The sequence below is a fragment of the Roseovarius sp. AK1035 genome, from assembly GCF_003288315.1.
Taxonomy (GTDB): domain Bacteria; phylum Pseudomonadota; class Alphaproteobacteria; order Rhodobacterales; family Rhodobacteraceae; genus Roseovarius; species Roseovarius mucosus_A.
In genome coordinates this window covers 2,453,254-2,474,277 of sequence record NZ_CP030099.1, presented here as the reverse complement: position 1 = coordinate 2,474,277, position 21,024 = coordinate 2,453,254, and the positions used below count along the sequence as shown (strand labels likewise).

The window sequence follows — 21,024 nt, the reverse complement described above, 5'->3', positions numbered from 1 at the left end:
GCGAACATTCGCTGGATGGAATTACCGGACAGGCTCACGAGAGCGCGGTCGGGCCAAGTTGTATGCGCGAGTGTGATATGACCCGAAATGGATCTAGCGTCGAAAACGCGGGGTCCAACTTTCTTCAAGTTTTTCGTCTTCATCGTCTTCGTCCAGCCCTTCAGCTTCCGCCGTCAGCCGCGCCGAATATAGAACGGTCAGCGTCTTGCCGTAAGTGCCCAAACCAATTACGTCCTCTGATACAACGTGCGACTTGGGGCAATCAAACCAGTCGATTAGGTCCGCTTGCCCGCTGTCTTCACGGGCGCTCGCAACGTTGTTCCAATCAGCTCCGAATCTATGGGTCAACGAGCCTTTGGGAAGCGGCGAACCGGCTCGAAGCCACCGAACCTTTGCCTCTTTCATTACTTCGGAGAAAAGGCAGAAATCAATGACACCGCCCTCGCTCAAGACGACGGCTACGGCGCTGCGGCTCACTCTCGCGTAGCGCACCGCCGATGCCGTCAAGGAAGTAACACATTCCTTCGCAATAGCCTTTACGAGGCCCAGACCATCGTCCTGACGCGCGATGATGGGCTTGATTAAAGAACTGGGCATCAACAGGGCGGAGGCAAAGAAATCTGCCTCTTGTTCATAAGGATCACGCGAACCAAAGCCCGCATGGGAGGTGTGCGCACCATTGGCGAGTACCTGCTCCATGTGCCCAGGAATGAAATAGTGCCCGAGCTCATGTGCGATGCTGAATCTCTGGAACCCGATGCTGTTGATGTGCGTAGCGTACATGATGCCAAAGTTCGTGTCCCAATTCGCTAGCATCCCGGAAAACCCTTTGCTGGTCGCGGGCGCTGCTTCGACCTTGATATCCTTCAAGGCCGCAATCTCTTTGGGATCGATTGGCAACTTTGTAATGCCAAGCTCACGTAGAACCTTATCCGCCGCACCTTCTGACAGAGGCAGGCGAGGGACCATCAGGCTCATTTCTTGCTGCTCTCCAGCTTGCCGTCCTTGAGCATCTTTATGAAGCCCTCTACTGTGTTGACCTCGGATTCCGTCAAGTTCCCCAAGTGTCGGTGCAAACGTTGCGCGCTTTCAACTCGGTCCATCGTGTCAACGCGGCCCAGCAAATAGTCTGTCGTCACATCGAGGGATTTTGCGAGATTGCGGAGATTGTCGAAGGACGGCTTTCGCGCGCCTTTCTCGAAGTGTGAGATAGAACTTGGTGGCAAACCCGCTTTCTCGGCAAGTTGTTGCTGCTCGAGTCCTCGTTCGGTCCGAGCGGCACGAAGCCTGCGCCCAAATAGGTTGTCGGTCGTCTCATCGTTTGACATTTCGGTATCGTCTCTTTCACTTGACGCTTTCGCCATTTCATGCTTGAATGGCGTTATCGACAAGTATGCATGACGGGCGCGGCTTGCGCAAGCTTTCTCGTAGACCCCGCAAACAGGAATAGGAGACCAGAACGTGAGCCTTGATGACCCGATCCTTCGAAAGATCGCCCTTTTCACGCCGCAGGATATCCTGCTCGCTGATGTGGCGGTTCGCATCCAGTTAAGCCCGACGGAATACGTCACCGCAACCAAGCACTATGAGGTCATGGGGGAGTGGATCGACCGCCCTGGTAGCCCGCTGCAGGGCATGGTGGACGGGTTCTACGCTCAAGGCGGCTTTTCAACCGGCTCAACTATTGCCGGTCACGATGACCGTTGTGACTACGATCTCGACGCGATGGCCGTGATCAAATGGGACCATGGCGTTGACCCGGAACACGCTCTGGCGACCTTGCACCACGCCATCGCTGGAGAGGAAGGCTCGCGCTATTTCGACAAGTCGGAACGCAAGACGCGCTGCACGCAGGTGCAGTACACCGGCATGCATTTGGATGTGACCCCTTCGGTCCTCTTAGAATCGATGGAGCCCAAGACCAGCTTCATTTTTCATTCGAAGCCCTCTGACCCAGCAGTTCCACGCCAGCGTCTTTTCGCCAACCCTTTCGGGCTTGCGGAGTGGTTCAACGCGCGGACGCGAGCAGACATCGTCTTCGGGTCCTACTTCGAGCGAGAGTCCTTGAAATACGCGCGGGCGACTGCGCTGGCAAAGGCGGACACCACGCCTGTTCCGGACCAACTTCCAGCCTACAAAAAGTCGCGACAGGTGATCTGTCTGCAACTGATCAAGCGCTGGCGGAACCTCGTCTATGATCGCCGCCACCCGAAGTTGCGCCTGCCGCCGTCCGTGCTGCTGACGTACTACGTAGGCCTCCACACTGGTGGGGAACGTTCGCTGCTTGATGAACTAACTCATCAGGTGAATTGCATAATCACAACCATCGAGTCCGCAACGGCTCTCGCGCGGCTCGTCTACGCGTGTAATCCGACCTGCGAGCACGACGTGCTGACCGACCGCTGGCCTGGCAGCCTCTATGATCAGCAAGTCTTTCTGGACGAGCTTAGAGAGTTCGCTCGGAAGCTTGACGTGCTCAAACGCGGCGTTTCGCTGGAGGAGATGCGAAAAATTCTGGAGGAGCTGTTTGGCGAAAAGCCAGCCCGCGATGCTATCGCAGCTCTTCGCCAGCAACATGTCCGCGACAACGACGCAGGAACTGGTCTCTACATTCCAGGTCGCGGGGCTGTTCCGGCCCTGGGCAGTTTGGCTGCCCCTTCTAGCGCCAAGGCAATTCCGTTCAGTACTCCGTTCGGGGATTGATTGATGCCACTCTCGGTTCGCGATCAGGATGCCCGGATGCGGGCCGAGTTTCCGGGGTTCAAGCTTACGCTTGACCTCGGCTTCATGGGGGTTTGGGAAGGGTCGCTGACTCCTATTTGCCAGACCTACACCATTCGCATCACCTATTTTGCGCGCATCTTCTTCAAAAACTACACGCTCTCCAACCCCGCTGTCTCAATCGTGGTTCTTGACCCGCCCATCGGCCCTGATCCACGTGGCACAGGCGAGCCGCCACAGCATGTTTACCGTTGGGAGCACCCGCCAGCCTTCCCCCGCTTGTGCGTGTATGATCCGCAGACCGACGAGTGGACACGCGATAAATCCATCGCAGATGTTCTCATGCCCATGATCATCAAGTGGTTCGTTTTTCACGAGGACTGGGTAGTGGACGGCGTATGGCGCGGGCGTGGGCGGCACCCAGAACTTTCAAAGAACGAGGATACATGCAAACCAGCGAAACAACGCTTAAACCCGGAGGACCGCGCTCGGCGGGATCGATCCCTCAACGCCGCGTTCCACAGGCTTGGCCGAAAGACCGGCGTTTTCGGATCTTATCACTGGACGGCGGGGGGATACGTGGGGTTTTTCCCGCTTCAGTTCTCGCCGAGCTAGAGAGACGGTTCTGTGCCGGTCACCGAGTATCGGAATACTTCGATCTGATTGCGGGGACTTCGACTGGCGGGATCATTGCGCTGGGGCTTGGCGGGGGTTGTTCAGCTGACGAGATGAAGACCCTCTACGTAGAGCGCGGCCATGAGATTTTCCCGCCACGAAAACGATCTCGGCTCTACAGCGCCGCGTCGTTCCTCAGGCAGACTGTGCTGTACCGCTACGACCGTGATGCTATCGCTCGACTTTTATCCGAGACTCTGGGTGAAAAACTCTTCGGAGAGTCCGTCAGTAGATTGTGCGTTCCAGCGTTCGATGGAACCCACAGCGAGGTTTTTGTTTACAAGACGCCGCACCACGCGGACTACAAGTTTGATCGGTTTGAGAAGATGATCAACATCGGTTTGGCCACATCCGCCGCGCCGACCTTTTTTCAACCTTTCAAGAGCGGAGGTTATCAGCTGGTTGACGGCGGTGTCTGGGCCAACAATCCGATCATGCTTGCCGTGATCGAAGCGCTTACCTGCTTCGATGTGACCCCCACGCAGATCGATGTCTTGAGTATCGGGTGCGGTGACGACCCCTACTTCGTCTCATCCTCCCAGATAAAGTTCGGGGGCATGTGGTTTTGGAAGGACGCCATCTTCGCAGCAATGCGTCTTCAGTCTCTTGCCGCGACCAATCAAGCCCGGCTACTGCTTGGTCCTCCTTCCGTTGTGCGGCTCTCGCCGCCGATCTATTCACCCTCCATCGAGCTTGATGACTGGCGCCGTGCTGTTGATCAGTTGCCGGGTGATGCCTTAAGCGCCACCGAGGCAAACGCCGTCCGGATCAAAAAAATGTTCTTTGAAGGCGTGGCAGACACGTTTGTGCCCGTTCCCGCCACGGCGACATGATGCAAATACTTGTCAGGCACCTGATGTGAGGTGGTGGTAGTTATCCATTCTAAGCCGTGAGCACTTGACGACAATAATCGACTAAAGGCACTCAGATGACAAAATGGCGCTCATCGCACGTTGTCGCGTCTGGACGACGAAATTGCCAACCATGGAGTTTCTCAGTGGCGTAGAGAGCCAAAACTTAGTCCAGAGGTTGGCTTTCGAGAAGGATTAAGCTTCGTCTTTGATTATGCGAACGTCAGCTTTCCGCCCATTCTTCTCGAGTAACGGTACTATTCACTCAAAGCCAAACCCTCACCACGCATGCGCTGAGCAGACAATGTCGCCAAATATCTGGACACAGTTCATGTTTTGTCGGCGCCTTCCAAGCGGGTCTTAAGTGTTTCCCTCAGATGTGGCAGTAATTCTTCCATCTCGTCACCGTCGTAGAAGTTCTCCATCCGCGCGATGAGCTCGTTATAGATCCATACCGCCTGTTCAAAATGCGTCTTGGTGGGGAGCTTGAGGCCAAGTTCCTTATACACCTTTTTCACCGCTTCGCCACAGATCATCAGGGTCATCTCGTCAAGCTGGGTGTGTTTCGACTTGGGCGGATCAGCGGCGACAGGGTCGTCCTCGCCATAGAGGATATAATCGGCGCGCAGGCCAAAGCGCTCTTGTAATCGCTCTAGAAAATTGCGCGACGGCTCGCTCCGACCGGCCTCGATATCGCCGATATATCCTCGACTTACGCCTATCGCAGCACTCAGTTCGCGCTGCGATAGTTTCTGTGTCACTCGCCACTCTCTGAGGCTTTGTCCGAAATCTTTCTTTGCCATCACCAAATTCCTATTGACCTGGACGTAAATTTACGTCCAATGCTATGAAAAGACGTAAATACACGTCATTGCCGTGAGCAATTAGGGAACGAGCATATGCCAGAAAAAGTAAGGACAATCCAGCCGGGTCCCGTCTTCTATGACGTGTTCCTTGGCTATCTGCGGGTGATCGGCACCAACCTCAAGGATTGGTGCGCGCCGCATGGGGTGACGCCAACCAATGCCAAGAGCGCCGCAACCGGCGGCTGGAACGGGGTCAAGGCACGTCGGTTGCGGCAAAAGATGATTGACGAGGTGGGCGAAGAGACCTTTGCCCGGCTCTATGCGGATCGCATGCGGCGGGAGGACGCGGCATGAGAGCGATCCGCCCGCATGTGCATCAGGTGCTCACAGCCACTAAGGACGCTCTGGCGCGGCTACGCGCCACAGTGCACTGCGGGCCCGAGGCCCGAGTTACTACGGTTCTTCCCTCGGTGCGACCTTTGTCGTCAGAGGATTGGTGCCGCCCTTTGGTTAATCCTTTGGGCACCACAGCCATGGGCATCAAGGCTTTTCGCATGGCGCGTGGTCTTAGCACCGATCAGCTGGCCGATTTGCTTGGCCTAAGGCGCGGCGTGATCGAGCAGATTGAAGAGGCCACGATGCCAGCGCCCCTGAACTTTCTGGCCCATCTGCGCGATGTTCTGGGGGCGGATCTGAACAAGATCATCGGCGTCTCGGTGCCGCTGGGGCGGCTCAAGGCCAATATGCCCGGTTTCGTGGGGCAGGTGACGTTCGGCTTTATGGACAAGGTAGGTGGCGAAGAGGCCGTTCGAAGGATCGTCAAACCCGTGCGCGGCAAGCTGCGGCGGCAGTCTGTCCAGAACTGGCACGAAAAGCGACGCGTTCCCTTTTATGCGATCCGTCAAATCCTCTCTTATGCGGCGGAGAACGGTATCGCGTTGACCCATGAGGATTTTAAGGCACAGCGCCTTTGGCCCGACGGATCGACCAGCTGGCCGGAACCCGTGTTCCCGCCAAGCCCATCCGCTAAACAGGAACAAGACACAGGGTCATCCGAACTTTCCTGGCCGCATAAGCCGGCACACATTCAGGGTCCGGCGCACCGTTCGGATGAATGCCCAGGCGTTGGGTCAGATGCCACAACCTGTTGGTTAGGTAACCCAGAGCCACCCGGTCCCGCTCGGAGTATGAGCGGGGCCAGTCTGGGCTTCCGATATATGACGGGTGATCTTGGATGAGCCCGCGACCTATGTCCGGAACCGGCATTGTTCTTGCCTTCGCCTTTGCCCTGATCTTCTGGGCCGCGATTGCAACGGGACGGTCCGTCGCGGTTTTGCGCCAAGGTGCCGCCCCTGAAACACCTCCTTCAACACAGGATTTAATGTGATGCGGATTTCCGATCTCATTCCCGATGCGGGCCAGTTGCAGGCTGAGATCGCGACCATCCCGCAGGCGCAGCGAGTGGCGTTGGCCCTGCAATTGGTACGCGATATCGACGAGCCGTGTTGTGCGCTGCCGCTGATGCGCCTGAGCCGCTTGGCCGAGGACCATCATCTGTCGATCCGCAAGGAAGCATTCGTTCGGGAGCGTGCCCGATGATCCGCCGCCTTGCCCATGAGTTTTGTCTCCGCGTGCGTGCTGGCCTGTGCGCTGCGCGGTTCCTGCGCCCCGGCTGTGCCCAGTCTGCTTGCTCCGGCCGGGGCGTTTTTTCGGTCATAAGCGATGTGCTGGGAGTGTTGGCGCTGTTCGCCATGCTCTTCGTTCTCGCCAGTTTTGGCGCATGAGGTCCCGAAATGATTGAACATCTTTCGACCGTCACAGAACTTTCTGTCGATGCGATCATCATCGAGGACCGGCTGCGCGACGTGAACACCGCAACGCTAGACGGGCTCAAGCAGTCAATCGAGCAGAGCGGCCTGTTGCAGAACATAACAGTGCGGCGCAAGCGCGACGGCGACTACCTCCTCGACGGAATGCACCGCCTGACCGCGATGCGAGAGATTGGTCGACAGTCCATCCCAGTGCGGCTCGTCCGCTGCAACGACGCCGAGGCTCGGCTGATCGAGATCGACGCCAATCTTGCAGGCGCGCCACTGATCCCGGTTGATCTGGCAATGTTTCTGGCAGAGCGCAAGCGCGCCTATGAGGCGTTGCATCCTGAGGCCAAGGCGGCGACCGGAGCAGACCTCGTATCAAAGCGGTGGGATACGGCGGAATTGAGTTCCGTCGTATCGTTTGTGGCGAGCGTCCAGGAGCAGCTCGACCTATCAGAAAGACATATCCGCAACTACGTCCGTGCCGGGTCGCTGCTGGAACGTCCAGAAATTGAAAGCCTGCGTAAAGCCCCAAAACAGGTTGGCGTTTACGACCTGATAGATATCGGCAAAATCGGAGAGCATGACGAACGCGAATTCGTGGTCAAAGCGCTCGTATCCGGTCAGGCAAAGAAAGTGTCCGCCGCCCGCAAAGCCTATCGCGCCGCGCGGGGCGAGGCTCCTGCCCCGGTCAGCGATAGAGACCAGAAGCTGTCCCGCCTTTTGGACGCATGGGATCGCGCGGGCAAGCGCGAACGCCGGGCCTTCCTTGAAGAGCGCGGCGCAGAGGTTGCGGCGCTCCTTGGCGAGCTTGACCAAGGGGACGCGGAATGACTGGCCCGTCCCCTTCGCAGGAATGGTGGAGCGCTGCCGATCTGGCGGAGGCCGGACTGCCCGACCTGCCCGGCACCAAGCGCAAAATCAACCAGTTGGCACAGAAGGAAGGCTGGACGCGGCACGCTGGTAAGGTGCGGCGGCGCAAAGGGGCCGGTGGCGGCATTGAATATCACTGGAGCCTCTTGCCTATCCGCGCCCGCATGCGGCTGAGCGCCGATTTGGTCAACGCCCCTGCGGCCCGGCCCGGCAAGGACGAGGCGTGGGAACGCTTTGCAGCGGCGGGCGACAAGGCCCGAACTGAGGCTGAGGCGCGGCTGGAGGCCATTGGTGAGGTCGAGTTGTTGGAAGGGGCCGGGCTGACGCGCTCTGCGGGCGTCCGCGAGGTCGCGCGCAAGCAGGGACGGTCCGAGAAGTCTCTCTGGAATTACTTCGGGCAGGTCGAGGGAGTGGCCCTCGCCGACCGGCTGGCTTACCTGATCGACGGGCGCGCAGTGCGGCGTGCTCCCGCCCAACGGGGCGATATCGACCCGGCCTTTCTGGCACTGGTGCGCAGCGATTGGCTGCGCCTGTCGCAACCCTCACTCACCAGTTGCTATGTCCGCGCCGTGCGCGTCTGGACCTCCGAGCGGCGCAACAGCGCCGTGCCGCCCCTTCACCAGGTGCGGCGCTGGATCAAGGCCAACGTCTCGGCCCCGACAGAAACCTACCTGCGCAAGGGCGAGCAGGCTCTCCGCCGCCTCTATCCCGCGCAGGTCCGCAGTAAGGCCTTCATGGTCCCGCTCGAATGCGTCCAGGGCGACTATCACAAGTTCGACGTGTTTGTGCGCTGGCCCGGTATCGACACGCCCGTGCGGCCGCAAATGATGGTTTGGTCAGACGTCTATTCCGGCAAGCTCTTGGCATGGCGCCTGTCGGACACGGCCAACAGCCACACCGTGCAGCTTGTGACCGGCGATCTGATCCGGACCTATGGCATCCCGCAATCGGTTCTGATCGACAATGGTCGGGAATTTGCCGCCAAGGCGATGACAGGCGGCACGCCGACCCGGTTTCGCTTCAAGGTCACGGACGAGGATATTCCCGGGCTGCTGCCGCTCTTGGGCGTGCATGTCCACTGGGCCACGCCCTACTCGGGGCAATCCAAACCTATCGAGCGCGCCTTTCGCGATCTCTGCGACCGGGTGGCCAAACACCCCGCCTTTGACGGGGCCTATACGGGTAACAAGCCGGACGCAAAACCGGAGGACTACGGCACCCGCGCCATCCCGCTCGACGAGTTCCGCCTCGTTCTCGAGGACGAACTGGCGCATCACAACGCCCGCCCCGGGCGGCGCAGTGAAGTGGCCATGGGGCGGTCGTTCAACGAGGTGTTCAACGAGGGCTATGCGCGCGCCACGATCAAGCGCGCGACGGACGAGCAGCTGCGCCTCTGGCTCTTGCGCGCCGAGGGCGTTCGCGCCAAGCGCAGCAACGGCGCGCTGAAACTCTACGACACCGAATACTGGTCCGAGTGGATGTACCGCATTGCGGGCGAAAAGGTGGTTGCACGGTTCGACGCAGATGATCTGAGAGCAGGGCTGGAAGTCTACGATCTGGCGGGCCGGTATCTCGGTCATGCGGCGTGCCTTGAAGACGCCAAATTCATCGACGTCGACGCGGCGCGGGATCATGCCCGCAAACGCGGGGCGTGGGCGAAGGCGCAGAAGGCCGAGGCCAAAGCGGCGCGCGAGTTGACGGCAGCCGAAGTGGCCGCCCGGGTGCGCGCAGCCTCGGGGCTGGCGGCAGACGAACCCCTACCCGAAGCGCAGGTGCATCAGCTGGTTACACCGCACAAGGCCGCCCCCAAACGGCGGCGCGCTCAAAGCGTCGAGGAAATAGAGCGCGAAGCGGCTCTTGAGGCCCGCGTGACGCGCCTCGCCGAGCATCGCGCCCGCCCTGTTGAGGTCGATGAAGACGACCCCAAAGCCCTGTTTCTACGTGCCCGCGCCCTCGAGACCGCGCAGGCGGAGGGCGAGACGCTCACGCAGGCACAGGCCGATTGGCTGGCCGACTACCAACAGAGTTCCGACTACCGCGCCCAGCTGCGCATGGAGCGTCGCTTCGGTGCCCAAGAGTAACAAGAAAAGGAGAGCAGCATGACCCCTTCCATTGCGCCCCTGCGAAACGTCGCAGCCCTAATCGGCCTCGTTGAGCGCGTCCAATCCCGCGCCTTTGGCCTGCCCGGCATGGCCACGTTCTATGGCCCCTCCGGCTGGGGCAAGACGACCGCCGTGACGGTCGCGGCCAATGAATATCAGGCCCATGTTGTCCAGGTTAAAGACTGCTGGACGCCGACCTATCTGGCGCAAGCAATCCTGCGCGAGATCGGCCTGCCACCGCAACGCGGCGTGGCCGCCATGGTTGATGCCATCGGCGCACAGCTTGCACGCAACGACCGCCCGCTCATCATCGACGACGCGCAATACCTCCTGCGCAAGCGGATGATCGAGCTGGCCCGCGACATTTACGAGAGCTGTCAGGCCCCGGTCATTCTGGTCGGCGAGGAAAAGCTGCCGCAGGATCTGACCCGCTGGGAGAACATCCACAATCGCCAGCTTGCATGGGAACCCGCCCTTGCCTGCAACCTGCCGGACGCAGAAAAGCTCGCGCCGATCTACGCAGCGGGCATCGACGTCGGCGCTGATCTGCTCGGAGCCATCGTTGACGCCTCGGGCGGCTCGATCCGTCGGGTGGCGATCAACCTGGCACGTGCCAAGGAACTGGCCATGGGCCGGGGGCGGCGTCTGGCCGACCTCGAGCTTTGGGGCAACCGGGCCTTCGAGACCGGCCAACCTCCTGCGGTGCGCCGGGTCGACGATTTCCGCCCCGTCGCCCCACGCGCCCCGGAAAAGATCGTGCCGCTACCGGCTGAGAAGAAAGCGGGCCGGGCATGAGTGACCTCTTTGATCGCCTTTGGACGCAGGTCCGCGAGCTTGAGGAGTTTGACTGGGAGGCCGTGTCCCGGCTCGGCTGCAGCCGTGAGACCGCCGTGCGCTACCTGCGCCACTGGCGGGACGCGGGCAAGATCCGCGTGAGCCGCGTCACCCGCAATGGCAAACGCTGGTACGCGCCGTCCGACCGCCCCCTGCCCGGCCCGCAGCCGGTCTCTGGCGAGGCAACACCCGAGGGCAATATGTGGCGCGCCATGCGCACGCTGCGCCATAGTTTCAGCCCGGTCGACATCGCAGCCCATGCCAACGCAGGCGGCGTCACCGTCACCGTCGAAAAGGCGCGCGCCTATTGCCGCCAGCTCTTGGCCTCTGAGCATCTGCGCGTGGTCGAAATGGCCATCCCCGGCCGCCGCGAAGCGCTCTATCGCCTTGTCGAAGACACAGGTCCGCGCGCGCCCAAGCCGGTGCGTCTGGCGGGCATCCTCGATCCCAACACGGGCGGTTTCAGCCCGGCGAAAGGCGGTGCGGCATGAGTGCGCGCGATACCGCCCGGGAATTCTGGGGCGACGCCATACCGGATTGGGTGGCCGCCTTGGCGCGGGCCTGCGACGAGACCAGCCAGAACAAGGTCGCGGTCAAGATGGAACGCAGCGCGACGCTCGTGTCGAACATCCTGCGCAACCGCTACCCCGCCGACACCAGCATCGTCGAGGACCTCGTGCGCGGGCATTTCATGCGCGAGGTAGTCGCCTGCCCCGCCTTGGGCGAGATCGGCAAACAGGTCTGCCGCCGCTGGCGCGGGAAGGCCGCGCAGTTCGAGAACGTGAACTCGCTCAGCGTCTCGATGTACCGCGCCTGCAATCGCTGCCCCATCCACAAGGGGGCCGATGATGACGCGGCATGACGACAGCCTCGATGCGCCTGTGACGGAGCTTGCGGCGCAGACGGTGCCCGCCTCAGAGATCGCGCGCCGCCTCGGGGTCACGACGCAGCGCGTCCACTCCGTGCTGCACTACCTGCGCCGTCACGGGGCCGCTTTTCCACCGGTTCGACTAGGCAAACCCTGCGGGCCTCAGGGCGCACAGCTGACCCGGCTCAACGCCGAGACCCGTGCCGCGCTCTCGCCGCATGCCATCGCACGCGGGATGGAAACCAAGGCGCTCGCCGTCCGCATCCTCGACGTCGTGATCCGCGACAATCTGATCGACGCCATTCTCGACGACAAGGAGACCAACCCATGAACGCCCCCGAAATCACCCGCTGGAGCCCCGACGAAATGCTGCGCCTCGCGGCCTCAGGCGTGGCCAAAGTGGACCTCCTTGGCCCACGCGGCAGCACGCTTTGCTCGATGGACGAAATCACCGCCATGGCCGCCGTCTGTGCCCTCCATGGCGTGGGTCCGCGCCTGCTTTCAACACCCCCTTCAACAGGAGAGTAAAATGTCTGAATTCACCCCCCTTTCCATCCCGGACGGACGCCGCGAGATCGACGGCAACATCTATATGGGCGACGGCCGGGGCGGCTGGCAGCCGCTCGAGACCATCAAGCCGCAGCACATGCTCGAGGATGAAACCGTTCGCAAGATTGTCAGCTACGGTCTGCCGCTGTCCGATCAAGTCAAGCGTTTCAAGGCACATACCTTCGACGACATCGGTGCATTCGAGGCGATCCTTGCACAGGAATATGATGCCAAAATCGGCGGCAAGAAGGGCAACAAGACGCTGATGAGCGTCGATCAGCTCTATAAGGTCGAGGTGCGCGTGTCGGACCGAATTGACTTCGGCCCCGAGCTGCAGACGGCAAAGCAGCTCTTTGACGAATGCCTGAACGAGTGGTCAGCCGAGGCGCGCGCCGAGCTGCGCGGCCTCGTGGCCGACGCCTTCAACACCGACAAACAGGGGCAGATCAACCGCGCGCTGATTTTCATGCTCCTGCGCCGCGACAGCACCGATCCGCGCTGGAAACGCGGGCAGGACGCGATCCGGGATGCAATGCGCACGGTCGGCTCCAAGACCTATGTGCGGTGCTGGCACCGGGCGGCGCATGACGCGCCATGGGAGCCGATCACCATCGATCTGGCGAAGGTCTGAGCCGATGAACCGCGCCCTGCAACAGCTGATCTTCGCGGCCTGCCGCCAGTTGGGCCTCGACGAGGACGCGCGCCGGGATTTGCAGGTCAGCGTCACCGGCAAGACCTCCTTGCGCGACATGAACGACGGCGAGTTGAAGCTCGTCGTCAACCGGCTGAAGCAGGCGGGGTTCGAGGACAAACCCCGCAACCCACGCCACAAGCCCGCGCCACGTGCCGACCTGCGCATGATCCATGTGCTTTGGCGCAAGCTCGGGCAAACGGGCGCACTCCGCGACCCCTCCCGCGCCGGGCTTAACAAGTTCATCCGGGCGCGGTTCGGCAGCGTCTGGGGATCGGTCCCGGCCGATGTCGACATGCTGCGCGCGTGGGAGCAGATCGACGCCGTCATTCAGGCCCTCAAAACGTGGGGCCATCGGCAGAGCATCGACTTCGACTGGGAGGATCACCGCCGGTGAAGAAGCCCGATGGAGAATGATCCTCTCTGGGTCGACGAGATGCGCGCCGATCTGGGCGACGCCCTAGTCGAGCGTTTCTTGCTCCGCGCTGGCGGCATGCGCCTCTATGTGCCCGGCACGCTAAGGACCAAAAGCCAACTGACAGCGCTCGGGGGGCAGGATATTGCCAGATGGATTTCCGACCGATACGCTGGTGACTACGTGGACGTGCCCTCAATCCGGGCGCAGACCCGAGATGGCCTCAGACACGCGCTGCGCGAGGCCCCGGATACGCCGGTCAATGAACTGGCCAACCGTTTCGGCGTGACCGCCCGCCGCGTTTTGCAGGTCAAGGCGGCGCTGGCAGAGGAAGAAGAACCACCCCTCCTCAAGGTCATGCGAAGGGCTTCATCTGAATAAGCCGTGCGACCCCCTTTATCCTGATGGGAAAGGGGGCACCCATGCAAACAGTCCGAACCATTGCCGAAGAGATTGTCGCCCGCGAAGGCGGCTTTGTGAATGACCCGGCCGATCCCGGCGGGGCCACCAACTTTGGCGTCACGATCCACACCATGCGCAGCTTGGGCCTCGATCTTGACCGCGACGGCGATGTGGACGTGGCCGACGTGCGCCTCATGACCCGCGCCCGCGCCGTCGACATCTTCATGGAGCATTACTTTGTGCGGCCGCGCATCGCGGAACTGCCCGAGGCGCTGCAGGCGAGCGTGTTCGACATGCAGGTCAACGCAGGCTCCAATGCCGTTAAAATCCTGCAGCGCCTCGTCACAGACATGGGGTTTCCCGCGACGGTCGACGGTGTGGTCGGCCCGGCCACCTTACGCGCGGTGCAGGCTGCCCATGACGCGGCCCCGGCCCATATCGCCGACGCCTATGCCATCGCCCGGCGCAATTACTACCTCCGCCTCGCCGATGCGCGGCCCGCAAGCCGCAAGTTCGCGCGCTCCCGCGCAGGCGGCAAAGGCGGCTGGATCAGGCGCGCCGAGGAATTCATGTCAGCGCGCTACCGCATGACGGACGCAGATTTCAAAGAGAGGGTGGCATCATGGGGCTGATCAAGTTTCTGGGGGCGCTCTTTGGCGGAGGCCGCAATGTCATTGCCGAGACGGCCGAGGTCTTTCGGCCCAATGCCGAAAAGGCGGATATGCGCGAGGCCGCGTTTCAGCAAGCGGCCCTTGCCCAAATGGCGGCGGAGTTCACCGGCGCGCCCGGTCTTTGGGGGCAGTTCGTCGACGGCCTCAACCGCCTGCCGCGCCCGGCCATGGCCTTCGGCTGCCTTTTCCTTTTCTGGTCGGCCATGTCCGACCCGATCTGGTTTGCCGAGCGGATGACAGGCCTCGCCCTCGTGCCCGAACCGCTCTGGGCGCTGATGGGGGCCATTGTCGCCTTCTACTTTGGCGCGCGCGAGCTGCACAAGTTCCGGGGAACCGCGATGCAAAAGGAGGCAGCACGGATCATCGCACAGGCCCCGCAAGTGGCGCGCAGCATTACTGAGTTGCGGGCACTCCGCCATGACAGCCCGGGTGCTGCCGATACAGGTCCAGATGCCGAGGTCGCCTTGGCCGCCGTGGACGTGACAGACAACCCCGCGCTCGACGACTGGAAGCGCGCAGCATGATGGATTGGGACCTCTTCTGGAAAGGGCTGGGCGTCATCTTCCCGATGCTGGTGGCGCTTTACACATTCATCGCCACACGCCGCAAAGACCTCGACCAGACCCTCGTGGAAGGACACGAGAGGATGGACCGGCACGAGGCCCGGATATCCCGGCTCGAGCAGGCGGTGCAGAACATGCCCGGCAAGGATGACATGCACGCGCTCCAGCTCGAATTGGTCAGACAAACCGGGTCGATGGAGAAGATGGCCGCCGTCATGGAAGGCAACGCGATGATCACCGCGCGGCTCGAAGCCATTGTGTCACGGCACGAACAACACCTGCTAAACGGAGGCAAGACGTGAGCGATTATCAGGCAACCTTGCGCAAACACCGCCGCCTTGCGATCCTGCGGCATCTCGAACAGGTCTCGGGCTACACCGCCAATGCCTCGATCCTGCGCGACGTCCTCAATGGCGTGGGCGTCGGCTCCACCTTTGACCAGGTGACCACCGAACTGGCATGGCTGCAGGAAGTGGGCATGGTCACCGTCGCCGACCATGGCGACTTCGTCATTGCCGAGGCCACCCGGCGCGGCATTGAGGTCGCGCGCGGCGAGGCCGTGCATCCGGAGATCCAGCGTCCAAGCGCGCGGAGGCTCTGACATGCCCCCACCCCGCAAGGTTGACTTGCTGCCCAAGGAACTGCGGCAGTGGCTGCAGGAAGAGCTGCGCAATTGCGGCTTTTCGCAATACGAGCGCATTGCGGAGGCGTTGAATTTCCGGTGCGAAGAGGAAGGGCTGGAGCTGCGGATCGGCAAATCGGCGATCCATTCCTACGGGCAGGAGTTCCGGGAATACGCGCTGATGCAGGAACGCGCCCAGGACGAAATCCGCACCTTCCTGCAAGAGGCCAGCCTCAAAGATGAGGCGGACGTGACCTCTGCCCTTTTCCAGCAGCTCACCACGATCCAGTGGCGTCTTCAGATGATGATGTCGGATGCAACGAAGATGCCGGACCCGCGCGGCATGAAGGATCTCACCACGGCGCTCAACAACCTGATCCGCTCAAGCAGCTTGCGCGACGGCATCATCAAAGCCGAACGCGCCCGCATCGCCGCCGAAGAACGCGCCAATGCCGTCGAGGCGCTGGACAGCGCCCGCGATGAACTGGGGTTATCGAGCGACGTCATCGGCAAGCTGCGCCGGGAGTTTCTGGGAGTGCGCGCGTGACCGCCCCCGTCCTCACCCGCGACCCGGACGTCCTGCCCGAAGAATTGCCGCGCGGCTCGGAGATCCCCGAGAGCCTCGACCCGCTGGCCGACGGCATTCTGATGGAACATCAACGCTCCTGGCTGGCTGACGAGAGCGACCTCAAGGTTTGCGAGAAGGGCCGTCGCACCGGCATTACCTTTGCCGAGATGCTGGGCTGCGCGCTTATTGCGGCCGCCGCGCGCGGTGCGGGCGGGCAGAATTGCTTTTATATCGGCGATACCAAGGACAAGGGCCGCGAGGCCATTGGCTATGTCGCGCATTTCGCGCGGGTGATTGCAGGGGCGGCGCATCCAATCGAGGAGTTTCTCTTTGAGGATCAACAGCCCGACGGCACCACCAAGTTCATCTCGGCCTACCGGGTGCGCTTTGCCTCCGGTTTCCGCGTCGAGGCGCTAAGCTCCAACCCCGCCAATATCCGGGGCCTTCAGGGCACCGTGGTGATCGACGAGGCCGCGTTCCACAAGGATGTGCGCGAGGTGATCGACGCCGTGAACGCCATGCTGATCTGGGGCGGCAAGGTCCGGATCATCTCGACCCATAACGGCTATCTCAACGCCTTCAACGAGCTGATCCGCGAGGCGCGCGCAGGCAAGAACGGTTTCGCGGTGCATCGCTACACCTTCGGCGACGCGGTCGCCAACGGGCTCTATAAACGCGTCTGCATGATGCAGGGCAAGGACTGGAGTGCTGCGGCCGAGACCGCGTGGGAGGCCACTGTGCGCCGCGCTTACGGCGCGCGCGAGGCCGCGATGCGCCAGGAGCTTGACGCCGAACCCGCCGAAATGGAAGGCGCAGCCCTCACCCGCGTGCAGATCGAGGCCTGCATGGCCAAGGGCATCCCGTTCCACCGTTGGACCCAGCCCGACAGTTTCAAGAACGCCGACGAACCCGTCCGCAAGGCCACCGCTGAAGCCTGGTGTAAAACCCACCTTGAACCGGTGCTTAAAACCCTCGATCCAACGCGCCCGCATTTCATGGGCGAGGACTTTGCGCGCTCAGGGGATGCCACCGACATCATCATTCTCGAGCAGAGCGTCGATCTCACGCGCCGCACCAAGCTCATTGTCGAGCTGCGCAACATCCCCTTCGATCAGCAGCGTGACGTGCTCTTCTGGCTGCTCGACCGGCTGCCCAATTTCTACAAGGGCGCGATGGACCGCACCGGCAACGGGGCCTATCTCGCCGAGGTCGCGGCCCAACGCTACGGCGAGCGGATCGTCGAAGTCTCCTTCACGCGCCAATGGTACGAGCTCGAGATGCCCCCCTATATCGAGGCTTTCTCGGATCGCACCATCGTTCTGCCCGCGCATGAGGACGTGCTGCGCGACCACCAAGCGCTGCAATACACAAACGGCATCATCCGCGTGCCCGAGAATTTCCGCTTCAAAGGATCGGACGGGCTCGACCGGCACGGCGACAGCGCCATCGCAGGCGCGCTCGCCTGGTATGCGAGCAATCAGGACGTGGTGCCGATGGAGTTTCAATCGACCGGGCCGCGCACCGCTTTGACGGCCCAAGACTTCACCAGCCCCTTGGGCGGGCAACGCATAGGTTTTGCCCGGGGCCGGGGCGGCTTGGATTTCGGAGGGTTCTGAGATGGCGAGAAAGACCAGCACCATGCGGCTGCGGTCGGTGCGGATGCGCAACCCGATGGAGCTCGCGGGCATTCAGGGCGGGCGCGACATCACCCGGCCATGGATCGGCCCGCTGCTTGAGCCGACGGACCCGATCCTGCGCACCCGGGGCGGCGGCAGTTTCGACATCTACAAGCCGATCCTGACAGATCCGCAGGTAAAATCGGTGATGACGCAGCGTATCTCGGCCGTGACCAGCCGGGAATGGGAGGTGGTACCGGGCGAGGATACGGCAGCAGGCAAACGCGCGGCCGACTGGCTGCGGGAGGAACTTGCGGCCCTGAAGTTCGACCGCCTGACCGAGAAAATGCTCTGGGGCCTTTTCTATGGCTATTCCGTCGCCGAACAGATGTACCGGCGCGACGGGCGGCTCTGGGGCTGGGAGGAAATCCGCGTCCGCGACCGGGTCCGGTTTCGCTTTGACGAGAATTGCGGCCTGCGCCTTTTGACCCTCTCCAACATGCTGACAGGCGAGGAAATGCCCCCCGAGAAGTTCTGGGTTTTCTCAACGGGGGCTGATCACGACGACGAGCCTTACGGCTTGGGTCTCGCGCATTGGCTTTATTGGCCGGTCTGGTTCAAGCGCAACGGGCTGAAGCTCTGGCTTATTGCTCTCGACAAATTCGGCATGCCGACCGCGCGCGGCAAATACCCCGCGCAGGCCACGAAGGAGGAGCAAAAGACGCTGCTCGAGGCCGTGATGGCGATCCGTTCGGAGGCCGGGATCATCATTCCCGACGGGATGGAGATCGACCTGCTCGCAGCCCCGTCCGGAGCAAGCTCGCTGGATTATCAAAAGCTCCATGACACCATGGATGCCGCTATCTCGAAGATCGTGTTGTCCCAGACCATGACCACCGACAATGGGTCCAGCCGCTCGCAGGCCGAGGTGCATGACGACGTGGGCGACGCCGTCAAGAAATCCGACGCCGATCTTGTCTGCCAATCCTTCAACGAGGGGCCTGTCGCACGATTGTGTGAATTCAACTTTCCCGGTGTTGCGCCGCCACGGGTCTGGCGCAAAATGGAAGACCCGGAGGATACAACCGCCGCCGTCGACCGCGATGAAAAGCTGCATCGCATAGGCTGGAAGATGACCGAGGATCGCGTCAAGGAGACCTACGGCGACGGCTATGAGCGCACAGCACCCCCCGACCCTACCCCACCAGGTGAGAACCCGCCCGAGGCCGGTTTCGCCGAGCATCGCCATGAGAGCGCGCTCGACAGGCTTGCGGCCGAGATCATCGCAGAGGGTCATGCCGAGACGGCCGTCGAGCCGCTATTTGCAGATATCGCAGCCCTTCTGGGCAGCATCGCACCGGGCACCACGCTTGAGGCGCTGCGCACCCGCCTCGACGCCTTGGCAGCCGCACCGAGCGACGGACAAGCGATGACTGATCTGCTGACCGAGGCCAGTTTTGCCGCGCGTCTGGCGGGCGAGCTCGGGGCCGTGGTGGATGACAGCGAGGCGGCGGACGGGTCGAACACCCTGCCCGGCTCCGTGGCCCCATGATCGACCTGCAGCGCCTGCGCCCCGAGGATGCGCTGTACTTCTTTCGCTCCAAAGGCCTCGCCCCGCCCGATGCGCGGTTCGATTTCCGCGACGTCTGGCGCAATGAGCACGCCAGCAATTTCGTGGTCGCCAAGGCGATGCGAACTGACGTGCTCGAGACGATCCGTGGGGCGCTCGACCGTGCACTGGCCAATGGCGGCACGCTGGGCAGCTTCATGGATGACCTCGAGCCAGAGTTGAAACGTCTTGGCTGGTGGGGCAGCGCCACGGAGCGCGATCCTCTGACCGGCGAGTTGAAGAACGTCCAGCTTGGCTCGCCCCGCCGCCTGCGGGTGATCTTCGACGCCAATATGCGCGCAGCCCACGCTGCGGGCAAATGGGCACGCATTCAGCGCACCAAGAATGCCTTCCCCTTCCTGCGCTACGTCCAGATCCAGCGCGACACCAAGCGCGAGGACCACGCGCGCTATCACGACCTGATCCTGCCCGTCGATCACCCGGCATGGCTTCGCATCTTTCCACCCAACGGCTGGCGGTGCGGATGCACGGTCCAGCAACTCTCCCAAGGCATGATCGACCGGGGCGGCCTGAAGGTGACGGAGGATTTCGAGCTGGAGGAGCGCGGGGTCTTGAACCGTCGCACCGGCGAGATTGAACCCACAGCGCTTGGGGTCGATCCGGCATGGGATAGCAACGCAGGCCATGCATGGCTTGACCTCGGCGCGCGTCATGCAGGGATATCGACCGGGCTTTCCGCCCCGGCGGCGGCGACCGAACTGGGCTTTGCCATGCGCGCCCGGCTCATGGGCCTTGGCGACGGGCGCGAGCATCTTGGCGCGTTCAATCTGCGGACCGGCGAGGAAATCGACTGGAGCGTGGGGGGTGCTGACCGGGTGCGCCTCGGGCCGGAGGTCACGCAACGCCTGCGCGACGGGCAAGAGATTGGCCTTGTGCACAATCATCCCAGTTCTGCGCCTCTCAGCCCGCAAGACCTCGCCACGATGTTCGAGCGGCGCGTCACCTCCATTCTGGCGGTGGGCCATGACGGGTCGCTCTACATGGCCGTGCGTCTGTCGTCCGCGCGGGCCAACGCCGTGGGGTTTCAGGAAGTCGCGGGGGAAATGCTCGACGAGATCGCCCCGGATCTGGACCGCGCCGACCGCGACCATGCAATCCGCCTGATTGTTCTCGAGGTGTTGCGCGCGCAAGGGCTGATCCTATATTCGGACAGCTCCGGTGCGCGCGCCCTCGAAGTTCGCCAAAGAGTGCGTGGCACGGTTGCAGAAGTTGTCCGCGCAATCACCGAGATGTTGGAGGAGTAAGACTTGGTTTATCTCTTGACCGAACCCAAAGGCTTCTCGCGCGAGGACTACGAAGACGCGCTGCGCGACGCCGAGGCTCTGCCCGACGACGATCCGGACAAGGCCGAGATTGTGGCTGCGCGCAAAAAACAGCTCAAGATCATGTTCGGCCCCTCCCCTCGACGCACCCCCGAAGAGCGCCGCGCACTCCTCCGGTCCTTCATCGACGAACCGGGCTCCTGAGGCAATCTGGGGCTGTTTGACCGCGCGGGCACACCTGCAACCGACCCCGCCAGACGCAATGGCCTCTCAGCGCCTCATTAAATACCCATTTAATACCCCCCTCGGGGATTTCGCGACCCAACCCCCGCCAGAGCCAGAGGCGCACTCAGCGGGCCGTTCTGGGGCCGTTTGCATTCCGGGCTTGCCGCCTGCCCTCAGAGGGCGCTAGTCTGACCCAAGGTGGCATGCGCAGCGCGCGCCCCTTCCCCTGAAGCCCTTCATCTGATCTGGCCCGTCGCCCCGGCTTA

The 21,024-nt window shown here is 62.2% G+C and carries 29 protein-coding genes; 26 read left to right on the top strand and 3 right to left on the bottom strand.

Going from position 1 to position 21,024, the window contains the following annotated elements; translation table 11 throughout:
• Positions 1–93: 93 nt before the first annotated feature.
• Positions 94–978 carry an ImmA/IrrE family metallo-endopeptidase gene (locus RAK1035_RS11850; protein WP_008280232.1) on the bottom strand — a complete coding sequence of 295 codons (885 nt, stop codon included), beginning with the start codon at positions 976–978 and terminating at the stop codon, positions 94–96.
• A complete protein-coding gene (locus tag RAK1035_RS11845; RefSeq protein ID WP_037297216.1) occupies positions 975–1,328 on the bottom strand; it encodes a helix-turn-helix domain-containing protein in 354 nt (117 codons plus the stop codon). The genes RAK1035_RS11850 and RAK1035_RS11845 overlap by 4 nt, the downstream gene beginning before the upstream one ends.
• Before the next feature lie 133 nt (positions 1,329–1,461).
• On the opposite strand from RAK1035_RS11845, the gene RAK1035_RS11840 reads away from it, so the two are divergent.
• Genes RAK1035_RS11840 through RAK1035_RS11835 form a run of 3 tightly spaced genes read left to right on the top strand, consistent with a single transcriptional unit; the run spans position 1,462 to position 4,229 of the window.
• Positions 1,462–2,703, top strand: a complete 1,242-nt coding sequence (locus RAK1035_RS11840; RefSeq protein WP_008280230.1) for a nucleotidyltransferase domain-containing protein — start codon at positions 1,462–1,464, stop codon at positions 2,701–2,703.
• A gap of 36 nt (positions 2,704–2,739) precedes the next feature.
• Positions 2,740–3,336 carry a hypothetical protein gene (locus RAK1035_RS20505; RefSeq protein WP_050775734.1) on the top strand — a complete coding sequence of 199 codons (597 nt, stop codon included), beginning with the start codon at positions 2,740–2,742 and terminating at the stop codon, positions 3,334–3,336.
• Positions 3,222–4,229, top strand: coding sequence for a CBASS cGAMP-activated phospholipase (locus RAK1035_RS11835; protein WP_232279174.1), 1,008 nt, complete (start codon positions 3,222–3,224; stop codon positions 4,227–4,229). The genes RAK1035_RS20505 and RAK1035_RS11835 overlap by 115 nt, the downstream gene beginning before the upstream one ends.
• Positions 4,230–4,576: 347 nt before the next feature.
• Here RAK1035_RS11835 and RAK1035_RS11830 read toward each other — a convergent pair whose 3' ends face one another.
• Positions 4,577–5,050, bottom strand: coding sequence for a helix-turn-helix domain-containing protein (locus RAK1035_RS11830; protein WP_008280227.1), 474 nt, complete (start codon positions 5,048–5,050; stop codon positions 4,577–4,579).
• A 96-nt stretch (positions 5,051–5,146) separates the two neighbouring features.
• On the opposite strand from RAK1035_RS11830, the gene RAK1035_RS11825 reads away from it, so the two are divergent.
• The 23 genes from RAK1035_RS11825 (at position 5,147) to RAK1035_RS11715 (ending at position 20,737) form a co-directional block, all read left to right on the top strand.
• Positions 5,147–5,407 carry a hypothetical protein gene (locus RAK1035_RS11825; protein ID WP_008280226.1) on the top strand — a complete coding sequence of 87 codons (261 nt, stop codon included), beginning with the start codon at positions 5,147–5,149 and terminating at the stop codon, positions 5,405–5,407.
• The gene (locus RAK1035_RS11820; RefSeq protein ID WP_157132397.1) at positions 5,404–6,291 is read left to right on the top strand and encodes a helix-turn-helix domain-containing protein; all 888 of its coding nucleotides are present in this window, start codon (positions 5,404–5,406) and stop codon (positions 6,289–6,291) included. The genes RAK1035_RS11825 and RAK1035_RS11820 overlap by 4 nt, the downstream gene beginning before the upstream one ends.
• 148 nt (positions 6,292–6,439) lie before the next feature.
• Positions 6,440–6,652 (top strand): hypothetical protein, encoded by a 213-nt coding sequence (locus tag RAK1035_RS11815; RefSeq protein ID WP_008280224.1) that lies wholly within the window; start codon positions 6,440–6,442, stop codon positions 6,650–6,652.
• Positions 6,649–6,837: a hypothetical protein gene (locus tag RAK1035_RS11810; RefSeq protein ID WP_008280223.1), complete on the top strand. Its 189-nt coding sequence runs from the start codon at positions 6,649–6,651 to the stop codon at positions 6,835–6,837. Before RAK1035_RS11815 ends, RAK1035_RS11810 begins: the two co-directional genes overlap by 4 nt.
• A 9-nt stretch (positions 6,838–6,846) precedes the next feature.
• The gene (locus RAK1035_RS11805; protein WP_008280222.1) at positions 6,847–7,701 is read left to right on the top strand and encodes a ParB/RepB/Spo0J family partition protein; all 855 of its coding nucleotides are present in this window, start codon (positions 6,847–6,849) and stop codon (positions 7,699–7,701) included.
• The gene (locus tag RAK1035_RS11800; RefSeq protein ID WP_008280221.1) at positions 7,698–9,821 is read left to right on the top strand and encodes a transposase domain-containing protein; all 2,124 of its coding nucleotides are present in this window, start codon (positions 7,698–7,700) and stop codon (positions 9,819–9,821) included. The genes RAK1035_RS11805 and RAK1035_RS11800 overlap by 4 nt, the downstream gene beginning before the upstream one ends.
• Before the next feature lie 18 nt (positions 9,822–9,839).
• The gene (locus RAK1035_RS11795) at positions 9,840–10,637 is read left to right on the top strand and encodes an AAA family ATPase (protein WP_008280220.1); all 798 of its coding nucleotides are present in this window, start codon (positions 9,840–9,842) and stop codon (positions 10,635–10,637) included.
• Positions 10,634–11,167, top strand: a complete 534-nt coding sequence (locus tag RAK1035_RS11790; protein ID WP_008280218.1) for a hypothetical protein — start codon at positions 10,634–10,636, stop codon at positions 11,165–11,167. Before RAK1035_RS11795 ends, RAK1035_RS11790 begins: the two co-directional genes overlap by 4 nt.
• Positions 11,164–11,538: a hypothetical protein gene (locus RAK1035_RS11785; RefSeq protein ID WP_008280217.1), complete on the top strand. Its 375-nt coding sequence runs from the start codon at positions 11,164–11,166 to the stop codon at positions 11,536–11,538. Before RAK1035_RS11790 ends, RAK1035_RS11785 begins: the two co-directional genes overlap by 4 nt.
• Positions 11,522–11,875 (top strand): hypothetical protein, encoded by a 354-nt coding sequence (locus RAK1035_RS11780; protein ID WP_008280216.1) that lies wholly within the window; start codon positions 11,522–11,524, stop codon positions 11,873–11,875. The genes RAK1035_RS11785 and RAK1035_RS11780 overlap by 17 nt, the downstream gene beginning before the upstream one ends.
• A complete protein-coding gene (locus RAK1035_RS11775; RefSeq protein WP_008280215.1) occupies positions 11,872–12,072 on the top strand; it encodes a hypothetical protein in 201 nt (66 codons plus the stop codon). Before RAK1035_RS11780 ends, RAK1035_RS11775 begins: the two co-directional genes overlap by 4 nt.
• Before the next feature lies 1 nt (position 12,073).
• Positions 12,074–12,724 (top strand): DUF3164 family protein, encoded by a 651-nt coding sequence (locus RAK1035_RS11770; RefSeq protein WP_112303083.1) that lies wholly within the window; start codon positions 12,074–12,076, stop codon positions 12,722–12,724.
• Positions 12,725–12,728: 4 nt separating this feature from the next.
• Positions 12,729–13,181, top strand: coding sequence for a gp16 family protein (locus RAK1035_RS11765; RefSeq protein WP_008280212.1), 453 nt, complete (start codon positions 12,729–12,731; stop codon positions 13,179–13,181).
• A gap of 9 nt (positions 13,182–13,190) precedes the next feature.
• A complete protein-coding gene (locus tag RAK1035_RS11760; protein ID WP_008280211.1) occupies positions 13,191–13,580 on the top strand; it encodes a hypothetical protein in 390 nt (129 codons plus the stop codon).
• Between the two features lie 41 nt (positions 13,581–13,621).
• On the top strand, positions 13,622–14,233 hold the full coding sequence (locus RAK1035_RS11755) for a holin-associated N-acetylmuramidase (RefSeq protein ID WP_008280210.1): 612 nt from the start codon (positions 13,622–13,624) through the stop codon (positions 14,231–14,233).
• On the top strand, positions 14,224–14,796 hold the full coding sequence (locus RAK1035_RS11750; RefSeq protein ID WP_008280209.1) for a holin family protein: 573 nt from the start codon (positions 14,224–14,226) through the stop codon (positions 14,794–14,796). Before RAK1035_RS11755 ends, RAK1035_RS11750 begins: the two co-directional genes overlap by 10 nt.
• On the top strand, positions 14,793–15,137 hold the full coding sequence (locus tag RAK1035_RS11745) for a DUF2730 family protein (RefSeq protein ID WP_008280208.1): 345 nt from the start codon (positions 14,793–14,795) through the stop codon (positions 15,135–15,137). The genes RAK1035_RS11750 and RAK1035_RS11745 overlap by 4 nt, the downstream gene beginning before the upstream one ends.
• Positions 15,134–15,436, top strand: coding sequence for a VpaChn25_0724 family phage protein (locus RAK1035_RS11740; protein WP_008280207.1), 303 nt, complete (start codon positions 15,134–15,136; stop codon positions 15,434–15,436). The genes RAK1035_RS11745 and RAK1035_RS11740 overlap by 4 nt, the downstream gene beginning before the upstream one ends.
• Position 15,437: 1 nt before the next feature.
• Complete coding sequence (locus RAK1035_RS11735) at positions 15,438–16,004, top strand: phage protein Gp27 family protein (protein WP_008280206.1); 567 nt, start codon at positions 15,438–15,440, stop codon at positions 16,002–16,004.
• Positions 16,001–17,641 carry a hypothetical protein gene (locus RAK1035_RS11730; protein ID WP_008280205.1) on the top strand — a complete coding sequence of 547 codons (1,641 nt, stop codon included), beginning with the start codon at positions 16,001–16,003 and terminating at the stop codon, positions 17,639–17,641. The genes RAK1035_RS11735 and RAK1035_RS11730 overlap by 4 nt, the downstream gene beginning before the upstream one ends.
• Before the next feature lies 1 nt (position 17,642).
• Positions 17,643–19,193: a DUF935 domain-containing protein gene (locus RAK1035_RS11725; RefSeq protein ID WP_008280204.1), complete on the top strand. Its 1,551-nt coding sequence runs from the start codon at positions 17,643–17,645 to the stop codon at positions 19,191–19,193.
• Entirely contained in the window at positions 19,190–20,515 is a 1,326-nt protein-coding gene (locus RAK1035_RS11720; RefSeq protein ID WP_008280203.1) for a phage head morphogenesis protein, read from the top strand. Before RAK1035_RS11725 ends, RAK1035_RS11720 begins: the two co-directional genes overlap by 4 nt.
• Positions 20,516–20,518: 3 nt before the next feature.
• Positions 20,519–20,737: a hypothetical protein gene (locus tag RAK1035_RS11715; protein WP_008280202.1), complete on the top strand. Its 219-nt coding sequence runs from the start codon at positions 20,519–20,521 to the stop codon at positions 20,735–20,737.
• Positions 20,738–21,024 lie beyond the last annotated feature (287 nt).

Bases quoted from the DNA above. Each gene is read 5' to 3' on its own strand.
- RAK1035_RS11850 (WP_008280232.1), bottom strand. From the start codon at position 978: ATGAGCCTGATGGTCCCTCGCCTGCCTCTGTCAGAAGGTGCGGCGGAT.
- RAK1035_RS20505 (WP_050775734.1), top strand. From the start codon at position 2,740: ATGCGGGCCGAGTTTCCGGGGTTCAAGCTTACGCTTGACCTCGGCTTC.
- RAK1035_RS11785 (WP_008280217.1), top strand. From the start codon at position 11,164: ATGAGTGCGCGCGATACCGCCCGGGAATTCTGGGGCGACGCCATACCG.
- RAK1035_RS11765 (WP_008280212.1), top strand. From the start codon at position 12,729: ATGAACCGCGCCCTGCAACAGCTGATCTTCGCGGCCTGCCGCCAGTTG.
- RAK1035_RS11800 (WP_008280221.1), top strand. From the start codon at position 7,698: ATGACTGGCCCGTCCCCTTCGCAGGAATGGTGGAGCGCTGCCGATCTG.
- RAK1035_RS11720 (WP_008280203.1), top strand. From the start codon at position 19,190: ATGATCGACCTGCAGCGCCTGCGCCCCGAGGATGCGCTGTACTTCTTT.
- RAK1035_RS11820 (WP_157132397.1), top strand. From the start codon at position 5,404: ATGAGAGCGATCCGCCCGCATGTGCATCAGGTGCTCACAGCCACTAAG.
- RAK1035_RS11725 (WP_008280204.1), top strand. From the start codon at position 17,643: ATGGCGAGAAAGACCAGCACCATGCGGCTGCGGTCGGTGCGGATGCGC.
- RAK1035_RS11760 (WP_008280211.1), top strand. From the start codon at position 13,191: ATGGAGAATGATCCTCTCTGGGTCGACGAGATGCGCGCCGATCTGGGC.
- RAK1035_RS11755 (WP_008280210.1), top strand. From the start codon at position 13,622: ATGCAAACAGTCCGAACCATTGCCGAAGAGATTGTCGCCCGCGAAGGC.
- RAK1035_RS11750 (WP_008280209.1), top strand. From the start codon at position 14,224: ATGGGGCTGATCAAGTTTCTGGGGGCGCTCTTTGGCGGAGGCCGCAAT.
- RAK1035_RS11830 (WP_008280227.1), bottom strand. From the start codon at position 5,050: ATGGCAAAGAAAGATTTCGGACAAAGCCTCAGAGAGTGGCGAGTGACA.
- RAK1035_RS11805 (WP_008280222.1), top strand. From the start codon at position 6,847: ATGATTGAACATCTTTCGACCGTCACAGAACTTTCTGTCGATGCGATC.
- RAK1035_RS11735 (WP_008280206.1), top strand. From the start codon at position 15,438: ATGCCCCCACCCCGCAAGGTTGACTTGCTGCCCAAGGAACTGCGGCAG.
- RAK1035_RS11815 (WP_008280224.1), top strand. From the start codon at position 6,440: ATGCGGATTTCCGATCTCATTCCCGATGCGGGCCAGTTGCAGGCTGAG.
- RAK1035_RS11775 (WP_008280215.1), top strand. From the start codon at position 11,872: ATGAACGCCCCCGAAATCACCCGCTGGAGCCCCGACGAAATGCTGCGC.
- RAK1035_RS11780 (WP_008280216.1), top strand. From the start codon at position 11,522: ATGATGACGCGGCATGACGACAGCCTCGATGCGCCTGTGACGGAGCTT.
- RAK1035_RS11825 (WP_008280226.1), top strand. From the start codon at position 5,147: ATGCCAGAAAAAGTAAGGACAATCCAGCCGGGTCCCGTCTTCTATGAC.
- RAK1035_RS11770 (WP_112303083.1), top strand. From the start codon at position 12,074: ATGTCTGAATTCACCCCCCTTTCCATCCCGGACGGACGCCGCGAGATC.
- RAK1035_RS11845 (WP_037297216.1), bottom strand. From the start codon at position 1,328: ATGTCAAACGATGAGACGACCGACAACCTATTTGGGCGCAGGCTTCGT.
- RAK1035_RS11810 (WP_008280223.1), top strand. From the start codon at position 6,649: ATGATCCGCCGCCTTGCCCATGAGTTTTGTCTCCGCGTGCGTGCTGGC.
- RAK1035_RS11790 (WP_008280218.1), top strand. From the start codon at position 10,634: ATGAGTGACCTCTTTGATCGCCTTTGGACGCAGGTCCGCGAGCTTGAG.
- RAK1035_RS11795 (WP_008280220.1), top strand. From the start codon at position 9,840: ATGACCCCTTCCATTGCGCCCCTGCGAAACGTCGCAGCCCTAATCGGC.
- RAK1035_RS11745 (WP_008280208.1), top strand. From the start codon at position 14,793: ATGATGGATTGGGACCTCTTCTGGAAAGGGCTGGGCGTCATCTTCCCG.